The 12909-nt window shown below is 71.9% G+C and carries 10 protein-coding genes; 2 read left to right on the top strand and 8 right to left on the bottom strand.

Annotation, left to right across the window (positions count from 1 at the left end; genetic code table 11):
* Positions 1–125 precede the first annotated feature (125 nt).
* On the top strand, positions 126–1235 hold the full coding sequence (locus ACIOHG_RS18180) for a hypothetical protein (RefSeq protein ID WP_400951448.1): 1110 nt from the start codon (positions 126–128) through the stop codon (positions 1233–1235).
* A gap of 190 nt (positions 1236–1425) precedes the next feature.
* Here the strand turns inward: ACIOHG_RS18180 and ACIOHG_RS18175 are convergent, their stop codons facing one another.
* The 5 genes from ACIOHG_RS18175 to ACIOHG_RS18155 all read right to left on the bottom strand — a co-directional run bounded on the left by ACIOHG_RS18175 (position 1426) and on the right by ACIOHG_RS18155 (position 7971).
* A complete protein-coding gene (locus ACIOHG_RS18175; RefSeq protein ID WP_400951446.1) occupies positions 1426–2466 on the bottom strand; it encodes a hypothetical protein in 1041 nt (346 codons plus the stop codon).
* Positions 2467–2987: 521 nt separating this feature from the next.
* Complete coding sequence (gene ispG, locus ACIOHG_RS18170; protein WP_400951443.1) at positions 2988–4085, bottom strand: flavodoxin-dependent (E)-4-hydroxy-3-methylbut-2-enyl-diphosphate synthase; 1098 nt, start codon at positions 4083–4085, stop codon at positions 2988–2990.
* Between the two features lie 66 nt (positions 4086–4151).
* Positions 4152–5969 (bottom strand): 1-deoxy-D-xylulose-5-phosphate synthase, encoded by a 1818-nt coding sequence (locus tag ACIOHG_RS18165; protein WP_400951440.1) that lies wholly within the window; start codon positions 5967–5969, stop codon positions 4152–4154.
* Positions 5966–6934 carry a 4-hydroxy-3-methylbut-2-enyl diphosphate reductase gene (ispH, locus tag ACIOHG_RS18160; RefSeq protein ID WP_400951437.1) on the bottom strand — a complete coding sequence of 323 codons (969 nt, stop codon included), beginning with the start codon at positions 6932–6934 and terminating at the stop codon, positions 5966–5968. Before ispH ends, ACIOHG_RS18165 begins: the two co-directional genes overlap by 4 nt.
* On the bottom strand, positions 6931–7971 hold the full coding sequence (locus ACIOHG_RS18155) for a polyprenyl synthetase family protein (protein WP_400951434.1): 1041 nt from the start codon (positions 7969–7971) through the stop codon (positions 6931–6933). The genes ispH and ACIOHG_RS18155 overlap by 4 nt, the downstream gene beginning before the upstream one ends.
* A 195-nt stretch (positions 7972–8166) precedes the next feature.
* On the opposite strand from ACIOHG_RS18155, the gene ACIOHG_RS18150 reads away from it, so the two are divergent.
* The gene (locus ACIOHG_RS18150; RefSeq protein WP_400951431.1) at positions 8167–9519 is read left to right on the top strand and encodes a hypothetical protein; all 1353 of its coding nucleotides are present in this window, start codon (positions 8167–8169) and stop codon (positions 9517–9519) included.
* Between the two features lie 12 nt (positions 9520–9531).
* Here ACIOHG_RS18150 and ACIOHG_RS18145 read toward each other — a convergent pair whose 3' ends face one another.
* The 3 genes from ACIOHG_RS18145 to ACIOHG_RS18135 all read right to left on the bottom strand — a co-directional run bounded on the left by ACIOHG_RS18145 (position 9532) and on the right by ACIOHG_RS18135 (position 12867).
* Positions 9532–10374 (bottom strand): geranyl diphosphate 2-C-methyltransferase, encoded by an 843-nt coding sequence (locus ACIOHG_RS18145; RefSeq protein WP_400951428.1) that lies wholly within the window; start codon positions 10372–10374, stop codon positions 9532–9534.
* Positions 10375–10389: 15 nt separating this feature from the next.
* The gene (locus ACIOHG_RS18140) at positions 10390–11376 is read right to left on the bottom strand and encodes a family 2 encapsulin nanocompartment cargo protein terpene cyclase (protein ID WP_400951425.1); all 987 of its coding nucleotides are present in this window, start codon (positions 11374–11376) and stop codon (positions 10390–10392) included.
* Positions 11377–11751: 375 nt separating this feature from the next.
* Positions 11752–12867, bottom strand: coding sequence for an NlpC/P60 family protein (locus tag ACIOHG_RS18135; protein ID WP_400951423.1), 1116 nt, complete (start codon positions 12865–12867; stop codon positions 11752–11754).
* Between the last annotated feature and the right edge of the window lie 42 nt (positions 12868–12909).

Genomic DNA, 12909 nt, shown 5'->3' with positions numbered 1-12909 from the left:
GGGGCGCGCACCCGGCACCCCGGCGCACCCCGACCGCCCCGCCCCCTCCCGTGGACAGGCCGACGGGCTGGTCACTAGCGTCACCGTCCGGGGGAAATCCTTGCGACCGATGGGGGGACCATCGCATGTACACCGTGGCCGGTCAGCAGTACACCGGGCAGCAACTCCTCGCCCTGCTCCTCCAGTTGGCGAGCGTCCCGGGCAGTGACGTGGTCTGGCACGACGAGTACGTCGCCGCGCTGCCCGAACTCACCCGGACCGACTACGCCTCCACCGACGCCGTCCTGCTCAGCCTCGGCGGCTGCCTGGTGGCGGGCGACAGCTACGCCTACAAGTACCGGGCCCAGCTCGACATCCTGGCCCGCCGCGTCCTGGCCGGCGGCCCGCGCTTCGAGAGCAGCGGCACGCCCAAGGCGTACCACCGGCAGAACTGGACCCAGCAGGGCCTCGGCGACGACGCCTACCTCCAGCTCCACAACAACCGCTCCCCGCACGCCGCCCTGCTCGACCTCACCGCCGACGCCGGCAGCTGGACCCTCGACTGCGCGACCTTCGTCCAGGCCGTCCAACTCGCCGCCCGGGCCGCCGCCCTCGGCCCCGCCGAGTTCGACCGGACCGCCCGCCGCCCCTTCCTGCTCAAGGACCACGACTCCACCGGCCTCACCCACGCCAAACTCTGGTACCGCACCACCCACGGCGGCGAACTCCACCTGCGCACCCCCGAGAGCGACCGCGGCCTGATCCCCGAACCCACCGTCACCACCCCGGACGACGCCCTGCTGCGCGCCGCACCCCCCGGCAGCCGGGTCGCCTTCGTCAACGCCGACCCCAAGGCCGAGGGCACCGACTTCGAACGCGAGAACACCGTCAAACTCCCCGACGGCACCTACGCCTCCCACCCCTTCGGCATCCTCACCGCCCCCGAGATGAAGCGCCGACTCGCCCTCCAGACCGTCCTCCGCTACGGCGACGAGATCGACACCACCCTCGCCCGCGCCGCCGCCGGCCACCACGACACCCTCACCCCCGCCGAGGCCCGCACCGCCCAGTCCACCCTCGACCGCCTCCTCCACGCCGGCGACCGCCCCGCCCTCGCCGCCTGGATCCTGGCCCACCGCACCTGGACCGAGAACCTCCTCTACGACGACCTCGACGAATACCTCGACGACCTGCTGTACCTCGGCGAGATCGAGATCTACACCATCACCCCGGAAACCACCGCCGAACGCCGCTAGGCCTCACCGGGGGGCGGGGTGCCCGGACTCGAGTGGCCCGTGCCCCGGTGCCGGCCGCGGGCGGGGCGGACCGGCTCCGCACCGCGGCGTTGTCGCAACAGGGGCCGACCCGCCCCGGTACCAAGCCGTCCAGACCGACGAAGGAACCTCGGTTCCGGGGCCGGTCGGCGGTGGGTCGGCCGGCAGTGGGTCAGTCGGGAATGGGCAGATGGGTGTCGGTCGTGATGTGGGTGAAGACCTCACGGGTGACCACGCTGAGGGGACCGGTGCCGGAGAGGGTGGTGAGGACTTCGTGACGACGGTGGTCGCCCGGGTCCGTGAGGTCGGTGGTGAGCAGGGCGATCGTTCTGAGCCCCAGGGTCAGCCAGTGTTCCCCGATGTCGTTGGGGCCTCTCAACTCCCGCACGGGGGTGGGGTTGTGGCGCAGCGCTGCGTCGAGGAGCGGGTGGCGGGGACCGGGCGAGGACAGCAGCCAGACCTCGTCGGCGCCGCTGAGGGCCAGGCGCAGGGTGTTGAGCCGGTCGGAGGCATGGTAGGGCCAATGGTCGGGGTGCTGGCCACGCAGGTGGGGCACGTGGGTACGGGCGACGCGCAGGAGGTCGGCGGCTTGTTCGGTCACCACGTCGGGTGCCATGACGAAGGAGAGCCGTTCGCCGTCCACTTCGCATAGGAACGATTCTGCAAGCGCGTGCGCGTGCTCGGCATAGAGCACGTGCTGCCTCGCGTCGGGGTGCAGGTTTCGCAAGGCGGGGGTGGGTGCGCCGAGGACGAGGACGGAGTCCCCTTCGTCGAGGAAATCCTGGGCGGCCGACGCCGGGTCGGGCAGGAGGCCCGGTACGCCGCGTTGGGCGGGGACGCCGGGGGCCGGGAGCCGGGGAAGCAGGATCCGCCGGGTGCCGAGCGTGCGCTGCCAGGCCAGCAGGGCCTTGCGGGCGTCGTGCTGGCGCTGCGGGGAGCGGGTGGGGGCGGCGACAGCCAGTCCGATCGTCCGCAGCCGCGGGTCGATGTAGGCGAAGCTGAGCCAGCGCAGTTGCCCGTCGCCCCCGAGGCCCTTGGCCGATGCCGTCGCTGCGGGTACGCCCGACCTCTTCAGCCAGCTGACGACCAGGTCGGCCGCGGGACAGGCCGTCCTGCCGTACTGCGGATGGTCGAACTCCCGGGCGACCAGGACCTCGTCCTCCCCGGTGGCTCCGCCGCCCCACCACGACGCGAATCGTTTCGTCCGCTTCACAGGTCCTCCATCACGAAATCGACGCAGAAGATTTCCGGGAGTGACAACGATCAAGGAGGGAAGAAGCTTCGCCCGGCCCTGTTCGGCGCGAAGGCGATCATCCGGATGGCGGATGCGCGCCGCTACGGGCGGACGACTGCCGGGCCCCGGACGGGCCCGGCGACCACGACCGCCCGGAAGCCTTGGGGCGCAACTCGCGGGCGACGAGCAGCGCGTGCGAGATGTCCGGGGCGAGGAACGCGCAGCTCGGCCCCGAACCGCACACCGTCGCGCCGAGGGCGCCGACCGCGGTGTCGGCGACGAGGGGCCTGTTCGGCCGGGAGCGCCGGATCGCGGCCGGCGGCAGCCGGACCGGTGGTCCTCAGCCGATCGGTGCACCGGGCGACCGGCTCCACGGCGAGCGTGCCGACCGGTCCGGTCGACCCGGGGATCACCGCGGCTCGATCTCCGGTGTCCGTCGGGCCCGGGGCGTTGGCGCGGTTCGCACGGAAGCCGGGGAACCGCGGGCCCTGGGGCGGTGGTCATTCGGAGGGATCGTTCTGTCCGGCGAGGCGTACCGCCTCCTCCAACAGGGCTTCGACGATGCGGGATTCCGGCACGCTGCGGACGATCTCGCCCTTGACGTAGATCTGCCCCTTTCCATTGCCGGAGGAGACGCCGAGGTCGGCCTCGCGCGACTCGCCCGGTCCGTTGACCACGCAGCCCATGACGGCGACCCGGAGTGGGACGGGGAAGCCTTCGAAAGCGGCTTCGACCTGGCGGCTGAGCCGGTGGATGTCGACCTGGAGGCGGCCGCAGCCGGGGCAGGAGACGATCTCGAGCCTGCGCGGGCGCAGGCCGAGGGACTGGAGGATGTGGTTGCCGGCCTTGACCTGGTCGACCGGCGGGGCGGAGGTGGAGACCCGGATGGTGTCGCCGATGCCCTGGTGGAGCAGGATGCCGAAGGCGACAGCGGACTTGACGGCGCCCTGGAGTTCGGGGCCCGCCTCGGTGACGCCGAGGTGCAGCGGGTAGTCGCAGGCGTCGGCGAGCTGCCGGTAGGCGGCGATCATGGTGAGCGGGTCGTGGTGCTTGACGGCGATCTTGAGGTCACGGAAGCCGTGCTCCTCGAAGAGCGAGCATTCCCACAGGGCGGACTCGACCAGCGCTTCGGGTGTGGCCTTGCCGTACTTGACGAGCAGTCGCTGGTCGAGGGAGCCGGCGTTGACCCCGATCCGGATCGGGATGCCTGCGGCGGAGGCGGCCCGGGCGATCTCCTTCACCTTGTCGTCGAAGGCCTTGATGTTGCCGGGGTTGACCCGGACGGCCGCGCAGCCCGCGTCGATGGCGGCGAAGACGTAGCGGGGTTGGAAGTGGATGTCGGCGACGACCGGGAGGGGGGACTTGCGGACGATCTCGGGCAGGGCGCGGGCATCGTCCTGGGAGGGGACGGCGACGCGGACGATGTCGCAGCCCGCGGCGGTGATCTCGGCGATCTGCCGAAGGGTGGCGTCCACGTCGGCGGTGAGGGTGGTGGTCATGGTCTGCACCGAGATGGGCGCGCCGCCCCCGACCGGTACGGACCCGACGCGGATCTGGCGGGAGGGGCGGCGGGGCAGGGGAGTTCCGGGCAGGTGCATCGTGTCTCCGTCGGTCCGTGGTGAGGGGAACGGGTGGCGTGCTGCACGGGGTGGGACGAGGGGGTGTCAGGTGAAGGGGTGGGCGCGGTCGGCGCGGGCGCAGAGGACGGCGTGGACGATCGGCTTGGCACTCAGGCCGGCGGCGGCCAGCAGCTGGGGCCGGGGGCCGTGCGGAAGGAAACGGTCGGGCAGGCCGAGAGTGGTGACGGGTATCCGTGAGCCGCGGTCGGCGAGGGCGCGGGCGAGGGCATCACCCACTCCGCCGCTGCGGACGTTGTCCTCGACGGTGACCACCAGGCGGTGACGGGTGGCGAGGTCGAGCAGTTCGCGGGGGACGGGCAGTACCCAGCGCGGGTCCGCCACGGTGGTGCCGATTCCGGTCGAGGCGAGGTAGCGTCCCGCCTCCAGGCACTCGGCGGCGAGCGGTCCGACCGCGACCAGCAGCACCTCCTGGACGGCGGAGCGGAAGAGGACGTCGATGGGACCCGTCCGCTCCACGGCCGGGATGTCGGCGCCGGCGGTGGCTTTGGGAAAGCGCAGGGCGGTGGGGTGCTCCTGGTCGTCGAGCGCTTCGGTGAGCAGCTCGCGCAGCGAGCTCGGGTCGCGCGGGACGGCGACCCGCATGCCGGGGACGGAGGCCAGGAGGGGGACGTCCCACATGCCGTGGTGGCTGGCCCCGTCGGGGCCGGTGATCCCGGCGCGGTCGAGCACGAAGGTGACAGGCAGGCGGTGCAGGGCGACATCCATCAGGAGCTGGTCGTAGGCCCGGTTGAGGAAGGTGGAGTAGACGGCGACCAGGGCCCGGGCCCCGGCGGTGGCCAGGCCGGCGGCGCTGGCCACCGCGTGCTGTTCGGCGATGCCGACGTCGTGGCAGCGCTCGGGGAAGCGGGCGGCGAAGCGGGACAGGCCGGTGGGTCCGGACATCGCGGCGGTGACCGTGACCAGGTCGGTGTAGTGATCGCCCAGCTGGACGACGTGGTCGGCGAACACCTCGGTCCAGGTTTGCCGGGCGGCGGACTTGGGGTGGCCGGTGAGCGGGTCGAGGACGCCGACGGCGTGCATCTTCTCGTCCTGGTCGGCCAGGGCGGGCAGGTAGCCGCGGCCTTTCTCGGTCACCGCGTGCACGACCACCGGCCTGCCGAGGGAGCGTGCCTGGCGGAGCGTCAGGTCGAGTGCGGGCAGGTCGTGGCCGTCCACCGGGCCGAGGTAGGCCAGGCCGAGCTGTTCGAAGAGGTTGCCGGTCGCTGTGCCGTCGCGCAGGGCGGCCAGGTGGGCGGCGAGTGCTCCGGCGGTGGGGGCATAGGAGCGGGTGTTGTCGTTGAGGATCACGATCACCGGCCGCTGCGGTGCGGCACCGAGGTTGTTGAGCGCCTCCAGGGCGAGGCCTCCGGTGAGCGAGCCGTCGCCGACCACCGCGACCACCGCGCGGCCGCTGCCCCCGTCGAGGGCACGGGCCTTGGCGATGCCGTCGGCGTAGGACAGGGCGGTGGAGGCGTGGCTGTTCTCGATCACGTCGTGCGCGGACTCGGCCCGGCTGGGGTAGCCGGAGAGGCCGCCGGGCTGGCGCAGGGTGTCGAACTCGTACTGGCGCCCCGTCAGGATCTTGTGCACGTAAGCCTGGTGGCCGGTGTCGAAGAGCAGGGTGTCGTACGGGGAGGCGAAGACCCGGTGCAGGGCGATGGTCAGCTCCACCACGCCGAGGTTGGGTCCGAGGTGGCCGCCGACGGCAGTGACCTTCTCGATCAGCAGGGCCCGGATCTGCTCGGCGAGCAGCGGCAGGGACTCGGCGGGCAGGTTCTTGACGTCATCGGGGCCGGTGAGCCCGCCGAGCAGGTCCGGGGGCTGCTGGCCCGGGGGCGTGCCGAGGGTGGTGGGTGCTGTCATGGTTGGTCCCTGACCGGTGCGGGCGGTTGGAAGGTGACGTCCTCCACCGTGGTGGTCAATTCCTCGACGGTGACGGGGCCGTGGGCGCCGAGTGCCTTGATCACTTCGGTCACCAGCTCGGGCGGTGCGGAGGCGCCGGCGGACAGGCCGACCACCCGGGCGCGGTCCAGCCAGGCCGGGACGATCGCCGAAGCATCCTCGATCAGGTGGGCCTCGGTGCCGCCGCGGCGGACCACTTCGACCATCCGGACCGAGTTGGAGGAGTTCGCGGAGCCGACCACCAGCACCAGGTCGGCGCGGCGGGCCACTGCCTCGACGGCGAGTTGGCGGTTGGTGGTGGCGTAGCAGATGTCGTCCCCGGGCGGTCCCTGGAGGAGCGGGAAGCGCTCGCGCAGCGCCCCGATGACTGCGGCGGTCTCGTCCAGGGCCAGGGTGGTCTGGGTCAGATAGGACACCTTGGCCGGATCGGGCACGGTCAACCCGGCCGCCTGCGCAGCGTTCTGGACCAGTACGGTGGATTCCGGGACCTCGCCGAGCGTGCCCTCGACCTCTTCGTGGCCGGCGTGCCCGATCAGTACCACGGTGTCGCCCCGGGCGGCGAAGCGGCGGGCCTCGGAGTGCACCTTGGCGACAAGGGGACAGGTGGCGTCCACCACCGTCAGGTGGCGCTGCCGGGCTTGCTCGCGCACCCGGGGCGAGACGCCGTGGGCGGAGAGGACCACGGTGGCGCCGGGCGGGACAGCGTCCAGCTCCTCGACGAAGACCGCACCGCGTGCGGCCAGCCCTGCCACCACGTGGGTGTTGTGCACGATCTGCTTGCGGACGTAGACCGGGGCCTCGCGTCCAGGGGCGTCCAGCAGCCGCTCGACGGCGTCGATGGCCCGTTCGACACCGGCGCAGAAGGATCGGGGGGAGGCCAACAGCACGGTCCGGTGCGGGAGTTGCTTGTCGTCCTGGGGGGTCACAGCTTCCTCCGGATGATCAGGGTGGACAGCGCGCGCAGGTCGGAGCAGTCGCCTCCCGGCAGTAGGACGCGGTCGAGGAGGTCGAGGGCGGCCAGGAGGTAGCGGCGGGCCTGTTCCCGGGCCCAGATCCGGCCTCCGGCTTGCTCGAGCAGCTCGGTCGCCCGGGCCACCTCGGCGGCGCTCAGGTGCCGGTCGGCCGAGTAGAGGGCGCGCAGCCTGCGGGCGGGCTCCGTCTGCTTGGCCAGGACGGCAACCACCGGGAGGGACTTCTTGCGGATTCGCAGGTCGGCCCCGACCGGCTTGCCGGTGACTGCCGGTTCGCCCCAGATTCCCAGCAGGTCGTCCACCAACTGGAAGGCCAGGCCGATTTGGCGGCCGAAGGCGTCGAGGGCCACGACGACGTTGTGGGGAGCGTCGGCGGCCAGCGCTCCGAGGGCGCACGAGGCGCCGAGGAGGGCACCGGTCTTGGCCTCGGCCATCTCCAGGCACTCGGCGACGGTGACCGCCGGCCGCCGTTCGAAAGCACAGTCGAGGTGCTGGCCCTCGCAGAGTCGGGCCACCGCAGCTCCGAGGCGGCGTATCGCGTGCTTCAGCGAGGGGTGGTCGTGGTGGGCCAGGACCAGCGGCGTCACGGCGATCATGGCGTCGCCGGCCATGATCGCGTCGGTCGTGCCGAATGCCTTCCAGGCGGTTGGGCGGTGGCGTCTCGTCTCGTCCCGGTCCACCACGTCGTCGTGGACCAGCGAGAAGTTGTGGGCCAGCTCCACAGCGGCGGCGGCGGGCACCGCGTCGGCCGCGCGCCCACCCGTGGCCCTGGCCGCGGCCAGCGCGAGTGCCGGCCTCAGGGCCTTCCCCGTCCGACCGGGGTTCTCCACGCCGTGCGCGTCCCACCAGCCGAGCTGATAGCCGCAGACGAGCAGCATTCTGGGCGGCAACTCCTGGAGCGAGGAGCGCAGCAGGGTATCGACGAGGTCGCGTGCCTGCTCCAGGAGGAGCCCGGTCCGGTGTTCGTCGTGATCGGTGGCGAGCGTGCCCATCTGCCGCTCCCTTTCCCGTCGTGAGTGACGTCCCGTCATCGGTCCTACTTGCACTTGTCCCGGAGGGCGTTCACAGTGTCCACTGCGCTCTCGCCCCCCAGCGGAGCGGAACCACCGTGTGCGACGGAGGTTTTGAAAGCCTTTGCCGGTTGAATTCGATCAGGGGGTGTCGTGAAATCTCATCGAGCGCCAAATGTGAAACTCCGTGCACTCTTCGAAGAGACCGGTTGGACCGGTCAGGCGTTCGCGCAGGCCGTCAACGCGGAAGCCCTCCGAAGTGCCCTCGAGCTCCACTTCGACCGCACGACGGTGGCGCACTGGCTGGCCGGCTCCAGGCCGCGCGGGCAGGTCGGCGAATTCATCTGCAGAGTGCTGTCGCAGCGCCTGCAGCGTGATGTCCAGCTCGAACACATCGGACTGGCGGGTCCGTCCACCGCCGAGGTCGGATCGCCCGCCGCCGGGGCGCGGGAGCGCCTCCGTGAGCTGGCACGGGAAGGGCTCGTCGCGCAGCGGGTACTGCGCCGCCTGCCTTACTCCCCGACGACCGGCTTTCCGGAGGCGGAATCCGGTCGGGCGCCAGCGGGTGGCACCGGACGCCTGAGTCTCACGCACGTGCGCTCGGCCGAATCGATGGTGGCTCTCTTCGCGCATGCCGACGAGACATTCGGGGGTGCCAGGTGGCGTCCGGCTCTTGCTTCCTACCTCTCCGTCGACATCGCGGAGCGCCTCGGGGGCTCCGCTTCGTCTTCGGTCGGACGGCGTTTTCGCCAAGCCGGCGGAGATCTCGCCTATCTGGCGGGGTTCATGGCGTTCGACGAGAACCTGCACGGCGTCGCACAGGCCTACTTTCAGCTCGCCGTGCAGCTTTCCTCGGAGACCGGTGACCGTGGACGGTACGCCATCGCCGTTCGTCAGATGAGTGTGCAGGCCCACCAGTTGGGAAACGTGCGGCTTGCGCTGCAGTTCGCCGAGGAATCCTCGCGTGGTGTCCCCTGCCTGCCGGACGAGACGGGGGCCTTCGTCCTCGGCCAGGAGGCCCTCGCGCTCGCCGGCGCGGGTGAGCGCCGGCGAGCATTGGAGGTCCTCGGCCGGGCACAGCGCCTGCTGGACCGTGCTGACGGTCGGGAAGCGCTGCTCGGTGGTTACCACCTCGCGGCGTTCTCCCACCAGCAGGCGGAGGTGCTGGCGGCGGCGGGGGACCTTCCGGCGGCCTGCGGCGCGCTGGCCGCATCGTTGCGGCTGCGCCCACCGCAGGAACGCCGGGCCAGGATGCTCACCACCGCTCGGCTGGCCTGTCTCCAATTGTCCCAAGGACAAGTGGAGTTGGCATGCTCGACCTGGGAGGGGTTTCTGGACGACTATCCCCTGGTCGCCTCGGCCCGCGGCGACGTCGCGTTCCGGGAGCTCCGCCGGCGGTTGCGTTCCTACCAGCGTGAGCCTGCGGCCCGACGGCTGCTGGCCCGGGCGGGTCGCGTCGCCGGGGTCGGCGGCGGCCGGCCGACGGCGGGTCCCCGGGTGCCGCCGGCCCGTTCCGCGCCTCCGGGGTGAACCGGGTGTCGGTCAGATCCGGTCGGCGGCAATCAGCAGGTACTGGAAGCTGCCGTCCCGGTAGGAGCTCAGGAAGGCCTCCTCGATCCCGGTGGTGACGGAGGAGTGGGTGCGCAGCTCCCAGTAGGGGATGGTGGCGGGGGTGAGGTTCTCCACGTGGACGGGGACGAGGCGGTTGGCCGCCATCGCGGCGAAGTACTCGGAGCGGGCGTGGATGTTGCACTCGTAGTGCGCGTTGATGGTGGAGACGGCCTTGGAGGGCTGCCCGTAGACGTCGTTGTAGCAGCCGGTGATGGTCACGTAGCGGCCGCCCCGGGCCAGCAGCTTGGAGTGGGCGGCGAAGAGGTCCTTGAGGTCCACGTACATGGTGGACTCGTTGTTCCAGACGGCCTGGTAGGCGCCGGGGGCGAAGCCGGTCTCCAGCATGTTCCCGACGTGGTAGCGCACCTTGTCGTCGATGCCGAGCTCGCGGGCGCGGCGGTTGGCGAAGTCGACCTGCTTGGAGGAGAGCGAGATGCCGTCGGCGTGGCAGCCGAAGGCCTGGTGGGCGAGGACGGAGGTGCCGCCGCGCCCGCAGCCGGCGTCGAGGATGCGCTGTTCGGGCTCGACCTGGCCGAGGTGGCGGATCAACAGGTGGGCCTGGGCGGTCTCCAACCGGTGCATCTCGTTGATGACGGCCTGGTCCTGCTCGGCCTCGGGGGCGTCCAGGACCGACCAGTCGACATCGCCGACGCCGTAGTGGTGGTGGTAGAGGCCGTCGACGTCGCCCAGGCGCAGGTTGACCGGGCGCTCCTCGGCGTTCCAGTAGTTGGCGATGTCCTGCTGGTAGCGGCTGTGGGGGATGACGGTGGCCATGCGCGGGTCGTCCTTTCAGTCCCAGAAGTCGGGGAGGGTGTAGCGGCTGGTGTTGGTCTGGTGCCAGCGGTGGTTTCCGAGCACCCACGCGGTGAGGCCGCCCAAGTACCGGTCCAAGGAGGGGTATTGGCCGTACAGGTGCCCTGCGGTGTCCTCGAAGGAGCGCAGGAGGTCGTTGTGGACCTCGACGGCACGGAGGTAGGCGGTCCGGTGGTCGCCGGTCTCGGCCGCGATCACGATGGGCAGGTTCAGGTGGGGATGCTGCATGTGCAGCTCTTTGGTGTACGAGTACAGGTCGTTGACGATGGTCGTGGCGTTGCAGGCCAGGGCCACGGCCCGCTGGACATCGGGCAGGGCGTAGAGTTCGGCGGGCAGCTCGTAGCCGGCGATGGCATCGGTGATCGTCAGGCACGGGCGGAAGTTGTTGAACTGGCGCATGGTCAGGTACTCCCAGACCGCCGGGACCCGACCGTCCAGCTTCCAGGTCGCCTCGGCCAGGTAGCCGAGGTGCAATCGGCACATGTCGTGCCGGAACCGGTCCGCCTGGAGCGGCGTGGCGATCGCCTCGAAGTCCCGCATCGCCGTCCGGTAGCTCCGGAGCGCCTCGTCCCCCTGGACACCACGTTCCCAATCGGCCTGGTACCTGCCGGCCAGGCGGGCCGGGTCCAGGGCGCTCTGGGCGATCACCAGCCGGGCGCCCAGGCCTTCGGGCGAGCCGCCGAAGTCCTCGACGTAGCAGTCGTCGACGACGTTCTCCGCGGCCAGCAGTTCGGCCGCCGCCATCAGGTGGTCGATGCTCGCGTTGTCGGGGTACTGCAGGACCACCGCCCGGCCGACCGCGAAACCGATCAGGCCGTCCCGCCACTGCGGCGGACATACGTCCTCCTTCCGTACCCAGGCGGCGATCCGGGAGTCCACCTCGGACACCAGGGCGGCATCCGGTTCGGCTACGGGAGGGCAGTACAGGCCGGGGATCGGCTCCCCGGGAAGCGGCGGTGTCACCTGGTCTCCTTGGCTCTGCTTCGTGCCGCGCCGGAGCGGTCACCGGAGCTTCGGGCGGCTCCTACCGTGCGTGCGGGCCGCTCCGTGACCAGTAATCCACTCCCGTGGCCAGGGCGGTACAGGGGCGCAAAGCAGGAACTGTTGAAAGCGTGCGGATGTTGAATGCACTGGCTACGCCCCGGATGTGCCCCTCAGAGCTGCTGCGGACACCGACAACGCCGCGGTGCAGAGCCGGTTCGCCCCCCTCGAAACCCGAGCCGGGCCCCGGCAGGACCCCACCCCCGCAACGCAGAAACCCGCTGCCCAAGACCAGGGGAACCTCACCTTTGCCGCCCCCGATCCCCCTGAATGCTCCGTCTGCCCAAGATCCTGCTCTCAGGCGTCCGGGCGGACCGCGCCCAGGATGGGGAGCATGGTGATCGGGGCGAGCTTCACCACGGTGCCGGTGTGCGGGGCGTGGACGACGGTGCCGCCGCCCAGGTAGAGCGCGACGTGGCCGGCGTCGGCGTGGTAGATGATCAGGTCGCCGGGGCGGAGGTCGCGCAGGGCGACCCGGTGCAGGCCCGCCCACTGTTCCTGGCTGGTGCGCGGGATGCTCAGGCCGGCGGCCCGCCAGGCCTGTGAGGTGAGGCCGGAGCAGTCGAAGGCGTCGGGGCCGGTGCCGCCCCAGAGGTAGGGCTTGCCGCGCTGGGCGAGGGCGAACTCGATCGCCTTGCGGCCCGCCGGGGAGGCCTCCCCGTCCGGCCCGAACGCCCCGGCGGCGAGCAGCTGTTCGCGGGCCCGGTCGGCGAGCGCGCCCTCCCGCTGTTCGAGCAGGGCGAGCTGTTCGGCGGTCGCGGAGGCGAGGAGCTGCTCGGTCCGGGCGGCCAGCGCCTTCGCCTCGTCCAGGGCCCGCTGGGCGTCGGCGGCCGTGGCGGCGGCCGACTGCTCGGCCTGCCGGGCCTGTTCGGCGGCGAGCACCAGCCGGTTGCGGGCGTCCTGGAGCTCGCGCAGCACGTTCGCGGCGCTGCGGTCGTGCGAGCCGTCCTGTTGCCGCCGGTCGAGGACGTCCTGGGGGCGGTCGGCGAGAAACAGCCGGGCCAGCGGGCCGAGTCCGCCGCTGCGGTACTGCGCGCCGACCATCCGGGCGGCCTCCGTCTCGGCCTCGGCGACCCGCCCGCGCTCCGTCTCGGCCTGCGCGGTGGCGGCCCCGGCAGCGGCCCGACGGTCCGTCAACTGCCCGGCGGCGGCCGTGTAGCGCTGCTCGGCGGCCTCGGCGGCGTGCCGGGCGTCCTCGACGTCCTTCGCCAGCCGGTCGAGCGCGTCCTCCCCGACCGGTGCACCGCCCGCCGACCCGCCCGCCGGCACCAGGACTCCGGGCACCAGGACTCCGGACACCTGGGGCCCGGCCGCCGGAACGGGGTCGGCGGCGGCCGGAACTGCCGGGGCCAGCAGCAGGGTTGCCACCAGCAGGGCGGCGGCCCGCCAGGATCGGGGGATTGCACGGGACACCGCTGCGCACCGTCCTCGGTCGGATGATCGGACGTCCGACAC

It is taken from the genome of Kitasatospora sp. NPDC088134, assembly GCF_044741705.1.
GTDB lineage: Bacteria > Actinomycetota > Actinomycetes > Streptomycetales > Streptomycetaceae > Kitasatospora.
The sequence above is the reverse complement of the archived record's forward strand: the minus strand, read 5'-3'. Positions and strand labels throughout refer to the sequence as shown.

Coding starts and splice junctions, on each gene's coding strand:
- ACIOHG_RS18180 (WP_400951448.1), top strand. CDS start 126: ATGTACACCGTGGCCGGTCAGCAGTACACCGGGCAGCAACTCCTCGCC.
- ispG (WP_400951443.1), bottom strand. CDS start 4,085: ATGCACCTGCCCGGAACTCCCCTGCCCCGCCGCCCCTCCCGCCAGATC.
- ACIOHG_RS18165 (WP_400951440.1), bottom strand. CDS start 5,969: ATGACAGCACCCACCACCCTCGGCACGCCCCCGGGCCAGCAGCCCCCG.
- ACIOHG_RS18155 (WP_400951434.1), bottom strand. CDS start 7,971: ATGGGCACGCTCGCCACCGATCACGACGAACACCGGACCGGGCTCCTC.
- ACIOHG_RS18145 (WP_400951428.1), bottom strand. CDS start 10,374: ATGGCCACCGTCATCCCCCACAGCCGCTACCAGCAGGACATCGCCAAC.